Genomic DNA, 12,454 nt, shown 5'->3' with positions numbered 1-12,454 from the left:
GGCCTATTGATGTTTTCCGGTCGTTCCAGGAAAATCCCCGCCTGGGGGGATCGACGCCGGGTCCCCGACGGAGGGGGAAACCGTGGCCGAGTCCGGTGAGAGCGCAGTTTTCGACTTCATGATGGTGCGGGCACCCAATACGCTCGCTCCGCTGCGGCAAAGGCTGAGATACGTAGCGGACTGGCGGCTCGAGCCTCAACGCGACGTCTTCCACGTCGCGGGCGAAGCCGACCTGCGCAGCCTCGTCGGCAAGTCGTCCGTTGCGAAGGTGGTCGTTGACGCGGTCACGGCCTGGAACGGTGCGGACCAGGAGGGTGCCCTGGCCGCGCTCAAGGAGTCGCTGGCCACGTTCATGATCGCCCGACGGCCGCTCGGCGTTGCGCCGCCTGCCCCGCCTCCCCCGGGACTGCCGGTGGAGCCGGAGGTGCCCGCGGTTACCGTCGAGGAGCTTGAGGACGGCGCCTACCTACGGATGGACGATATCCTCTACCTCCTCCAGGACCGCCTGGAACGCCTGCAGCAACAGGATGTTGTCGGGCCCCTGCACGAGGTACAGCGGGTGCTGTGGGCCGTCGAGAGTGACGACGATGTGCACGCGCTCGACCAGCGCTTGACAGTCGCGCTGGGGGTGTCGCCGGAGCGATACGTGCTCGGCGGTGACAGCCTCTCGGAACGATGGGGCCGTGCGCAATCCCTGCTCTACGACGCCCTTTATGTCGACTACGTCTGCACACGGTTCACCGAGATTAACCTCGACTCGCTGATGGAGGCGCTGCGCGCGCTGCACGCCGTCCAGATCGTCGCCCTTGACGCGTTGGTCCGTCGGCTGACCGGCAAGGTGTCTGCGGCGGCGGACCAGGACCCGCTCTTGCCGGAGGACCGGGCGGCACTGCAGCGGGCCGAGGTCATGTGGCCTGCACTGGCCGGCTGGGACCTTAAGACGGCGCCAGCCGGTTTCCCCCTCGTCGGCTCGCGGGACGACCTGGCCGAGCTGCTGCGCGTACCCGTCACGATGCACCAAGTCTTCGCCCGGCTGTTCTGGTACCTGCGGCCGTTCAACCGGATCCGCCCGATCGGCGTCGGCGACCTCAAGATCGTCCGCCAGAAGCTCGTGGCGTACCTCCCCGGCGAGATATCGCACATTCACAACGTGATGAAGGGCGAGTCCCGCGGGCGCAACCACCGCCGCAAGGAGCGGACCGAGGAGCTCTTCCAGCTGACCGGCTCGCGCACCGAGGACGGCACGACCGAGAACCAGACGACCGACCGGTTCGAGCTCAAGAGCGAGGCCGACACGGTCATCAAGACTATGTTGAATGTCAATGCCAACGCCAACGTCACGACGAGTGGGAAAATTTTCACGCAACGGGTGACGGCGAGCGCCGGGGGCGGGTTTGCCTACAACCGCTCCTCGGAAAACCACATCAAAACCGCACAGAACTTCGCCCGGGACGTGGTCACCAAGGCCGTTGAGCGGGTCGAGACGAAGACTACCTCCACGCGGTCCACAACCAAGCTCTTCGAGACGGTGGAGCATAACCGGCAGGAGTTCGAGAACGAAGAGGGCGAGCACATCAGCGGTATCTATCGCTGGCTCGACAAGAAGTATGAGGCCCAGGTCTACAACTACGGCCGCCGAACCATGTACGAATTTGCCATCCCAGAACCGGCGGCTTTATGGGTCACGGGACGGCTCCTCGGGTTCGAGGCCGAACTTGACGTACCGCAGCCGCCGCGGGAGCCGCAGGAGAAGAGGCTCGACCTAGGCTTTGGCGCCTCCGATATCACAGTGGAGAAGTACCGGGAGCTGGCGAAGGTCTACGACCTTTCCGGGCTGCCCATCCCGGCGGAGACGATGACGGTCGCGCTTACTGGCGACGCCGGCAACGGCTACATCTCGGGCAACAGCGTGTCGCTGCAGAACGACTGGCACGCGGTGACGAAGACCTGCGAGGTCAGGGGCATCATCGGCTACGACCTGGAGAGGGTTTGGGTCGAGGGGCACATCGACTACAACGGGCAGGACAACGCCAATCGCTTCACTGTGACGGTGAACGGGGTCTCCTGCAAGGTGCTCGACCACGTCCACGAGTACTGGTACCTCCCGGAGAAGTTCGAGGGAAACCTACCCGCGCCCGAGGGTGGCCCGCTCCCACTCACCTCGGAGACGATCTCGTTCGCGTTCGGATTCCGCCGCGTGGGCAACTACGGACTCATCGCCTCGGCACGCCTGCGTCTCGGGTCGGCCGGGCGCGAGGCCTGGCAGCAGAAGGTCTACGAGGTGGTCGCGAACGTCGAACGCGAGCGGGTCACGCAGGTCAACAAGGAGGCGCGGCTCGCGTACGAGGCCGAACTGTCGACCTACCGCAACAGGCTCTCGGAACTGGCGGGTTTGCGGCTGGTGGACCTTATCCAGGGCTCCAGCGACGCAACGAACCGCGCGCTCATGGACGAGGAGATCAAACGCGCCTGCATCTCCGCCATCACCTGCGAGTTCGACACCGACCAGTCCGACGACCTGCTGCCGAAAACCCCTGCCATGGACGAGCTGCAGGTCGACCTCGACGTGACTCGATTCGAGGTGCACGACGCCCTTATCCGTCCAACGGATGAGGAACAGGGCCAGAACGACGACGGGAAACCGAAGCGCACGACAGCCGGCTTCGTCACATCCCCGCTGCCCACCCGGCTTCCGGCCGCCAACCTCGCCAATACCCGGACCAATGCGTTCCTCGTGCAGTTCATTGAACAGGCTTTCGAGTGGGAGCGGATCTCATACCTCTTCTACCCGTACTACTGGGCGCAGCGAAAGCACTGGCTGTCGTTGATGAGCCGCGTAGACGGCCTCGACCCGACCTTCTCGGCATTCCTGCGAGCCGGGATGGCCCGAGTACTGCTGTCCGTCACCCCGGGGTACGAATGCGCCGTCCACCACTATCTCTTGACACGCCAGCCGTGGCAGGGCGCGTGTGAACCACCAGTCATCGACGACAATCTATTCGTCCCGCTTTTCGAGGAGGTACGGGAGCAGTCTGTCGACGACCGGGACGGCGGCGTGCCCGAGGGCGAGCCATGGACGTTCATCGTCCCGACCACCCTCGTCTATCTGCACGCCAGCACCACCCTGCTGCCCGACCTCGAAGCGGAACGAAAGACACAGGAGGAGAAGGAAGGCGGCAACCACGGGACACCGGACGCCGAGACTCCGACCGCCGGAGAGAAAACCGCGAAGGTAGAGGTCGGAGACGAATGACGGCCCGGCCAGCGTTCCTGGAGCTCACAGCGGAGCGCCGCCCCCAGCAGGGTGACTTCCTGCGCCGCCTTGAGGCCGCCGAGCCGGTGAGCCGAGCGGAAACCGAAGGGGACACCGCAGTCGTGACGTGGCGCCGGGTCCGGGGCGCCTACCTCGTTGCGGCCCAGGACTTTGCGAACGTGGTCGGCGGCCAAATCCTGCAGGTGACCGTGCCGTTCGACGACGAACCGGTGGTGATCGACGGAAGTCTCGCCGGGCGGCTCCTCGACATCTACGCCGCCTGCGGCTGGGACGGCGTCGCAGCCGTCGAGCATTCCATCCGGGAACATGTGTCTGTGGCGCACGAGGACCTGTCCGGCGGGACCGTGATCGCCCCATGGGTGGCCGCCTGGAAGTTCTTTCGCATCACCCGGAACGCCGTCGGGATCGTCGTTGCCCAATGCCTTGTCGACCTGGAGGCACGGGTCGCCCTTCAGGTCAGCTCCAACCTGGACGACGTCCTGACCAAACTCGACCAGCTACGGGATGACCTCGGCATCACTTCCAAGAAGTTGGAGATCCCACCGCCCCCGATAGTCGCATTCCCGAGCCCGCACGTCATCGTGGTGTACCGGGCGTCCAACACCGACCTGGAGAAGACATACCACGCAGCCATGCTCGAGTTGGTCGGACATCGAGACCAACTGGACAACCTGGTGAACTCGCTCACCGAGGCGGAGAGCGCACTCCTGGGTGCAAAGCGCATGGACGACTTCCACCGGGTGCGCCTCAGCAAGCTCCCCCCCCGGGACAGCCCGAAGACCCAAGCAGCCGCCAAGAGGGTCGAACAGCTCAAGGGCCTCGTGGCAGAGGCTGAGGCGGTACTTCGGACCGTGCAGGAGCAGTTCGTGGCGAACGCGCCGGCCCTGTTGCTCCTGCTGCCCGTGATGCAACGGCAATGGGAGCCGCCGCGGATGACCCAGGCGCTCGGCGAAATTCTCCAGGAGGTTAAGTCATCGGTCCAGGCCCACCAGCCACCGTCCGGTCCGCGATGGGTCTCCTCGCTCGCAGGCGTGGGCGGCGGCAGCGATCCGATTCCGCCAGACGTCGTGGCACGGCTGAATATCCCAGGCGAGGGGTTCGAGCGCCACGCAGTCCGGCAGGCAGCCGCTCGGTTCGAGTCGGAGCCCGAATTTGTGGGCCTCGTCGTCGAACCCCTCTGGGCCGACCTGCTCGACCACCGCGTGCCCCGCACCTCCTTCCTTTACGCGGTCGGCACCTGGTACCTCGTCGAACTGGGCGATCACCTCATGGAGCGGGCAATCGACGCACAGTCCCGGGCGTCATTGATGAAGAACCTGCGGACACTCGCGGCGCTCGTTTCCCTCGCCATGATCTGGATCCCGCCAGCCAGCGCAGCCGTCAGCGGCGCAGTACTCGCAGTCGATCTCCTGCTCATGGCGGAGAGTCTCTACGGCGTCGCAGCCGGCTATGCCGAGGCGGGAACGGCGATAGGCCTGGCAGGGGCGGTGACGGGGAGCGGGGTCGAGGCGCTCTCGACAGCCGCCCGCTACTGCGCCTACCGGCGGGACGTGCTTGCCACGCTGCCCGTCCAGCTGGCCTTGGAGCTCGCGACGATACCGCTGGGCATACAGTCACGTGAGGTGCGCAGGCTGCTTCTTCTGCGCGGCTACTACAACGACCTACAGACGATCGCGGCCTGGGACCCGCGACCGGACCAGCGGTGAGGCACGACGATGTCTTTCATCACGATTGTCGGCAAAGCCGCCAAGCAGAACGACGTCGACCTGGGCGAGTCCCTCAAGGCCCCCCTCTACCCGCCCCCCGCGCACACAGAGCCGGAAGGGAACATGGTCCGTCTGCTTCGCGAGCACGCCGTGGCTGGGCAGTCGCTCGGCACTCCGGCCTGGACAGCACGCCGCGAATTCCTGATTCAGAAGGTCGTCGAGTACCTCAAGAAGAAGGCCCGAGCGAGCGCCCTCGCTGGCGGTGACTACATCCCGTTCTGGATGCACCTCGGTTGCGCGTCGCCGGTGAAGGCAGCCATCGTGGTCGTCGATATGGTGGCGGAAAACCCCAAGGGCGTGCTCAGCAACCTACCGCGGGTTAACGCCAAGCCGGGGGTCGGTCGCGAGGGCTTGTTCAACGGATTGCTCTTCGAGCGCCTCGCGAACAATCATGTTGTGCTGCACCAGGACCTCCGCAACATCTCCGAGGCGCACGTCGGCGATCTCAATAGCCGGCTGGCGTCATCGTCGACCCGGCTTATCGATGTGCACGGCCTCGGTCCCGACCTCGACCCGCGGGGGACGTTCGGCCCACCGCAGCGAGCGACGAACTGGTGGCTATCCAAGCCGCGGGGTGAGGGCAAGGAGGCGCCTTTCCTGAAGGACGTCGCCCCGGCAGAGGCCTACGCTTGGAAGGAGTGGCTTGACTGCGCCTATGTGTCTCCACTGATCGTGCCCGGAAGGAGTAAGATCGTTTACTGGACGATCAGTGCTGGGCTTGAGATCAAACGACCGGCCGCCGCCGACTCGGGCCTGTCCCGCCAGATCGGGCAGATGCTCGGTCGGCTGCAGGCCTCAGACATGGTCCGGATGACGCTGGACGGCGCCGCAGTGTCCACACCGGTGCCAGCCCGCGCGTTTATCTTTCTGCCCGAGAGCCGCTGGCTAGTGGGAGCCACCGGGAGCCTGAAAAACACGACCGACTATGACTTCGTCAGTACCTCCAGCGGCGGCTATCTCGAGACATACCTGCGGCTGCGGATCCGCTTCGATACCACACCGATCGACCAACTCACGGCGCTGCTCTTTCGCGCCGTCCTCTAAGGGCTGTGCCAGACGGCCATTCGGCCAGCACTCGGGCAGGCCGCCGTCGGCAGCGAGGGCTCTAGCGGTTGGGAGAGCGCCCGCAAGGCCATGGAGTGCGAGTGAATGTTGGCGCGCGGGTTGCTCGGGCCGGTCTTCGTGCCCCGGCTCCAGGTGACGGGGATGAACGGCCGCCGGTCCAGCCGCCGAAGCGTGGTTTTTGACCAGGTTGTCACTGCCCCCCCGACTCGGTGCCCGTTTCGAGTCACTGCATTCGCCTCCCCCGTCATGCCCATGGCCGATATTGTCGTTGTTCATGGGGACTTGGGGGAGCAGAGACGCACAATTGGAGGCGGGCCGCGTATGGCGTCCGCAGCCGTCGGCGAAGCCGGATGTGACCCAGGACGCGATAGTCGTCGTGCCCGGGATCATGGGCAGTGAGCTGCGCGACGCCAAGACCGGCGACCTGTTGTGGGGGCTGAGCGTCCGCCTGCTGGAGCGAGCGTGGCGGCGTGGAGACGGCCTGGAACACCTTCGCACCACACCGGAGGAGCTGGAAGGCAGCACCGGGCGGGTTCGTGCCACTCGACTGCTGGCCGTGCCCGCGTGGGCGCCCTTCCTACGAGGCGTCGAACCGTACTCGGACCTGCTACGGACCGTGACGGAGGCCGCCGCGGCCCCGGAGGCGGTACTCGCCTTCCCCTACGACTGGCGCCTGCCGGTCCAGCACAACGGGGCACTGCTGGCCGCAGCCACCCGACAGCACTTGGAACAGTGGCGTACCCGAGTCGAGTCCAGCGCCGACCTGCGCGCCCTGTGCGAGGACCGCGAGCCGCGCCTGGTCTTCGTCGCACACTCCATGGGCGGCCTCGTCACCCGTGCTGCCCTCGCACACGAGCACGACCTCATCCCCGACACGCGAGCCGTCATCACCTTGGGCACGCCCTTCCTCGGAGCCGCCAAGACCGCGATCATCCTCAACGGTGACCGCGCCAACCCCACGCCGGCTCTCCCGCCGCGGCGGATGCAGGCCCTGGCAGCAACCCTGCCGGGTGTCCACGACCTGCTACCCGACTACCGCTGCGTCGACGAAGGACTGGAGATCGCGCGGCTGTCGCCCGAGACCGTCGAGGCCATCGGCGGCAGCAAAGAACTCGCTGCCCGCGCCCAGGAATTCCAGACGCGGATGCGTACCGCCACCCCCGCACTGCCCGGCCACCGGGCCGTCGTCGGTGTGGCCCAGCCCACCGTCCAAAGCCTGCACATCGAGAGCGGCGTCGTCCACGCCCGCTACGAGGCGTTCCGCGCGTACGCCGACGGAGAACTCAGACGGGATGCCGACGGCATACCGGAACGGCACGACCGGGCAGGTGACGGCACCGTCTACCGCGACTCCGCCTCCATCGGCACACCCGCCTCCACGACCTACCTCCCCGTCCAGCACGGAGCACTCGCCAAGCACAGCACGGCACTGCGCTACGTACACGCGGTACTGACCGAGCACGACGAACACCTCGGCCCCCCGATGGGGACCGGCGAGCTGGGCCTGGTCCTGCCCGAAGAAGGAGTGCCGGCCGGGCAGGCATGGACCCTGCGCGTGACCGGCACCACCTCACCGGCCGGCGTGACCTGCCACGTGAAGGACGCCGCGACAGGAAGGGCAATCGCCCGCCCGCGGCTGTCGGGCCGCGACGGCGCACTGGCCGCCCAGGTCACCCTCCCCGACACCGGCCTGTACCGGGTGAGCCTGGACAGCGGCGGCAACGCGGCAGTCACCCAACTCATCCTGGCCATCGCGCCTGAAGACGCCGACTGAGGCCGCCCGATGCCACCAGCCTCCCCACCACCGCTGGAATTCTTCCCCATCGACATCGGCGACTACCGGCATCACCCGCCACTACCCACCGCCGAAGAGGTCGAGGCAGTCGCCGCCGAACTCGCCCCCTTCGCCCCTCGCTACCAGCCCTGGCAGGTGGCAGGGAGCGAACGTACCGCCGACGCCGTTCAGCAGCGCCTGAGCGAATGGGCCCACCCGTCCAGCACCGGCAACACGATCCTGTACTGGGCCGGCCACGGCGAGAGTGACGGCGAGACCGCACTCCTCGCCCACACCGGCAGCCCCCACCCGCTCGTCCACAGCGGCATCTCACCGCAAGACATCCTCACCTACCTGACGGCCCGGCAGAATCACCCAGACGCAGAAGACACCTGGGCCATCGTCGTCATCGACGCGTGCAAGTCGGGACGCTTCATCGAACTCCTCAGCGCCCAGGCCCACTTGAAGACCAACGGCCCACGGAACTTCCTGCTCGTAGCAACCTCCCAGGACGGAGACGCGAATCTGGGTGTCTTTCGACACGCCCTGCACACCGTCCTGGGCACCACCTTCGCCGCAGACAGCACCATCGACCTGCGGGCTCTAGGTGACGAGCTCAACCGCAACCTCCACGGTTGCCCAGTCCTGCCCCACACCGACACGGGACGGGCCCTCCTCCACAGAGCCGTCCCAGCAGCGGCGGGAGCGGTCACTACCACGCTCGACATGCTCGCCGAGATTCAGGCGGTCATCGACCAACTCCCACGCGACGAGCAAAAACACTTCCTTCCCAAGGCGGCCGGTGCCGAACTCGGCGAACTTGCCTGGTACTTCGAGGGACGTCAACAAGAGCGCGACACCATCCTCTGCTGGCTCGATACCACCACCAACGGAATGCTCGTGGTCACCGGTGCCGCAGGCTCCGGCAAATCCGCACTCCTGGGACACATCCTGCTCCACACGCGTCCCGACCTCAGCAGCATCCTGCGCCGCAGCGGTCACCTCAGCCCGCTTCCGGCAGGCATCCCCTGCCCCAGCGACCATTTCGACGCTGTCATCCACCTGACGGGCACCACTCCCCAGAACCTGATAGCACGACTGGCGCTCGCAGCCAGGCTCCACGAGGCACCGCGCGACCGGCCTCTGAACGAGCAGATCGACTGGCTCCTCGGTGAACTGCGACTGCGGGCGCAGCCCTTCACAGTTCTGCTCGACGCGCTCGACGAGGCCCAGACCCCGCTCGTCATCGCCGACCAGATCATCCGCCGCCTCGCCGAACTCCCCAGCACTCGCGTGGTAGTCGGCACCCGTCGCTCGACCAAGGAAGGCCCCGACCTTCCACAACCGGCCGACACCAACCTCCTCGACGCCCTGGGCACGAACCGCACAGCTACCGATCAGCCACACGCAACCGTGAGCGTCGAACGCGACGCGGACGCAATGGTCCGCTACATCCGACGCAGACTGCAGCGGGCCGTCCAACTCGGCAAGCTCACAGCCTCACCCACACAGATCACCCAGGCATCAGCCGACCTTGAGAACAGCGGCCACGAGTTCCTGCACGCACGCCTCGCCGTGCACGAGATCATCCACGACCCGCGGCTTCTCCACGACCCGACCCCGCTGCGCAACAGCAGCCACCGGCAACTCTTCGCCCGTGCAGTCCACCGGCTTTCAGCGCGTAATCCGGCCTTCCAGCCGCTGCTCCATGCCCTGGCACTCGCACAAGGACGCGGACTTCCGGTCCGTGACGGGATCTGGTCGACGATCGCCGCGGCCATTGCTCCCCAGGACACGGCCATCCCCGACAGGGCGATCAGTGACCTGAAAGCAGAGGCCGCGCCCTACCTGATGCTCGACACCGAAGCCGAGCAGTCCGTCTACCGCCACGCCCACCGAACCTTCAGCGAACACTTCGCACAGGCCGGTCAGGCGGACGAGCGCCTCCACCAACGGATCACCGCAGCCCTGACCACGCAGGCGGACAGCCTCCGCCTGCCCGAAGCCGAACTCAACCCGTACGTCGCCCAGTACCTCTCCGCACACGCGGGCCAAGGCCGACTCCCCGCATGGCAAAACCTCGCACAGCACACCCGCGTACTGGACCGCCTCGACCCCATCAGCATCACCAGCCAGGTCATGACCCACGCCTTCGGGCGCATCACTCTTCCCCCGGCCATCGCCGGTGCAGTGGCCTCACAGCACTTGGCCGCCACGAGCAGCTCCAGCAACCGCCGCGGCCTTAGGGAAGTCGCCGCCGCACAGGTCACAGGATCCTTCCATCGACCACTGACCGAGCCGGAGGACACCCTCCCCGCCTGGTCGGTCACATGGGCCTCACTCAAAATCAAGCCGATGCATCTGACCCTGCACGCCCACACCGGCGCGGTGTCGGCGGTGGCGGGGTTCGCCGCGGCCGACGGCCGCCCCCTCCTCGCCACCACTGGCGACGGCACGGTGCGGGTGTGGGATCCGCTGTCCGGCACCCCAGTCGGCCAGCCCCTGACCGGACACACCGGCACGGTGCGGGCGGCGGCGGCGTTCACGGCATCCGACGGCCGCACCCTGCTCGCCACCGGCAGCGGCAACGGGGCGGTGCGGGTGTGGGACGCGCTATCCGGCACCCCGGTCGGCCAGCCCCTGACCGGACACACCGGCTGGGTGCTTGCGGTGGCGGCGTTCCCCGCACCCGACGGACGCACCCTGCTCGCCACCGGTGGCTACGACGGGGCGGTGCGGGTGTGGGACGCGCTATCCGGCACCCGGGTCGGCCAGCCCCTGACCGGACACGCCCACGGGGTGGGGGCGGTAGTGGGGTTCGCCACGGCCGACGGACGCACCCTGCTTGCCACCGGCGACAGCGACGGGACGGTGCGGGTGTGGGACGCGCTGGCCGGCACCCCGGTCGGCCAGCCCCTGACCGGACACACCGGCTGGGTGCTTGCGGTGGCGGCGTTCACGGCACCCGACGGACGCACCCTGCTCGCCACCAGCAGCAGCGACGGGACGGTGCGGGTGTGGGACGCGCTGGCGGGCACCCCGGTCGGCCAGCACCTGAGTGGCATCAACGGCCCGGAGGAGGCGGTGGCGGCGTTCCCCGCACCCGACGGACGCACCCTGCTCGCCACCGGCGACCGCGACGGGACGGTGCGGGTGTGGGACGCGCTATCCGGCACCCCAGTCGGCCAGCCCCTGACCAGAGACGCCCACTGGGTAGGAGCGGTTACGGCGTTCACCGCAGCCGACGGCCGCACCCTGCTCGCCACCGGCAGCGACGACCGGAGGGTTCGGGTGTGGGACGCGCTATCCGGCACCCCAGTCGGCCAGACCCTGACCACCCAGCCCCTGACCAACCGCGCCGGCCGGGTGTGGGCGGTCCTAACCGGCCGCAACCGGGTGTGGGCAGTGACGGCGTTCACCGCAAGCGACGGACGCACCCTGCTCGCCGCCAGCGGCGACGACCGGAGGGTTCGGATCTGGGACGCGCTATCCGGCACCCCGGTCGGCCAGCCCCTGACCGGACACACCGGCTGGGTGCTTGCGGTGGCGGCGTTCACGGCATCCGACGGCCGCACCCTGCTAGCCACCGGCAGCCGCGACGGGACGGTGCGGATCTGGGATCCGCTGGCCGGCACCCCAGTCGGCCAGCCCCTGACTACCCCACACCCGACCAACCGCACTGGCCGGGTGTGGGCGGCCCTGACCGGCCGCACCCAGGTGCGGGCAGTCGCGGCGTTCACCGCAGCGGACGGACGCACCCTGCTCGCCACCGGCAGCGACGACCGGACGGTCCGGGTGTGGGATCCGCTGGCCGGCACCCCAGTCGGCCAGCCCCTGACCGGACACACTGGTCCAGTGCAGGCGGTCGCGGCGTTCCCTGCAGCTGACGGACGCACCTTGCTCGCCACCGGCAGCGACGACGGGAGGCTCCGGGTGTGGGATCCGCTGGCCGGCACCCCAGTCGGCCAGCCCCTGACCGGACACACTGGTCCAGTGCGGGCGGTCGCGGCGTTCCCCGCATCCGACGGCCGCACCCTGCTCGCCACCGGCAGCGACGACCGCACAGTGCGGATCTGGGATCTGGAAGCCGAAACCAGTGCAGTCATTCCTTTGAATTTCGGAGTAGGCAACCTCGCTGGCGTCAACGGTGATCTCGCGATCGCCGGACCAGACGGGATCTTGGTGATCAGCCTGCACGGCAACATCGCTTGATCGCCGTGACCGCTCCTTTGCTGCTGCCGACATGATGACGCGGTCCGGGCTGTGGTCCGCAGGGACGACGAACCGACCGGGATGGCTATGACTGTTGCACCCAGCGTCGCACCCTGTACTCCCACCCGGGATTGCCGCCATCGAGGCCGAACGGTGCGGCCCGTACCTTCGGCCTGTGCACCGGCTGCGGACTACGCGGCCGCGTCCAGCGTCGCTGCGTCGCCAGAGTACGCGCCCGCAAGTCCATCCGAGCCCCGCACGCCCAGCCCTGGAAATAGGTGCCCTGCCCGCACGGTTGCGGCAACGTCGACCATCCGGAGATCTGCCCACCATCCTGTACGGACTCGTCCCGCAGCTCAGCCC

Annotated in this window: 5 protein-coding genes; all 5 read left to right on the top strand. The window is 67.7% G+C overall.

Going from position 1 to position 12,454, the window contains the following annotated elements:
• The first annotated feature begins 82 nt into the window (after nucleotides 1–82).
• The 5 genes from PV342_RS12315 (at nucleotide 83) to PV342_RS12295 (ending at nucleotide 12,091) form a co-directional block, all read left to right on the top strand.
• Nucleotides 83–3,253, top strand: coding sequence for a hypothetical protein (locus PV342_RS12315; RefSeq protein ID WP_500316950.1), 3,171 nt, complete (start codon nucleotides 83–85; stop codon nucleotides 3,251–3,253).
• The gene (locus tag PV342_RS12310; protein WP_500316949.1) at nucleotides 3,250–4,980 is read left to right on the top strand and encodes a hypothetical protein; all 1,731 of its coding nucleotides are present in this window, start codon (nucleotides 3,250–3,252) and stop codon (nucleotides 4,978–4,980) included. Before PV342_RS12315 ends, PV342_RS12310 begins: the two co-directional genes overlap by 4 nt.
• Nucleotides 4,981–4,989: 9 nt before the next feature.
• Nucleotides 4,990–6,084, top strand: a complete 1,095-nt coding sequence (locus tag PV342_RS12305; RefSeq protein ID WP_500316948.1) for a hypothetical protein — start codon at nucleotides 4,990–4,992, stop codon at nucleotides 6,082–6,084.
• A 373-nt stretch (nucleotides 6,085–6,457) separates the two neighbouring features.
• Nucleotides 6,458–7,879, top strand: coding sequence for an esterase/lipase family protein (locus PV342_RS12300; protein WP_500316946.1), 1,422 nt, complete (start codon nucleotides 6,458–6,460; stop codon nucleotides 7,877–7,879).
• A 9-nt stretch (nucleotides 7,880–7,888) separates the two neighbouring features.
• Nucleotides 7,889–12,091 (top strand): hypothetical protein, encoded by a 4,203-nt coding sequence (locus PV342_RS12295; protein WP_500316945.1) that lies wholly within the window; start codon nucleotides 7,889–7,891, stop codon nucleotides 12,089–12,091.
• Nucleotides 12,092–12,454: the final 363 nt, after the last annotated feature.

Source organism: Streptomyces sp. PA03-3a (assembly GCF_033792735.1).
Taxonomy (GTDB): domain Bacteria; phylum Actinomycetota; class Actinomycetes; order Streptomycetales; family Streptomycetaceae; genus Actinacidiphila.
The sequence above is the reverse complement of the archived record's forward strand: the minus strand, read 5'-3'. Positions and strand labels throughout refer to the sequence as shown.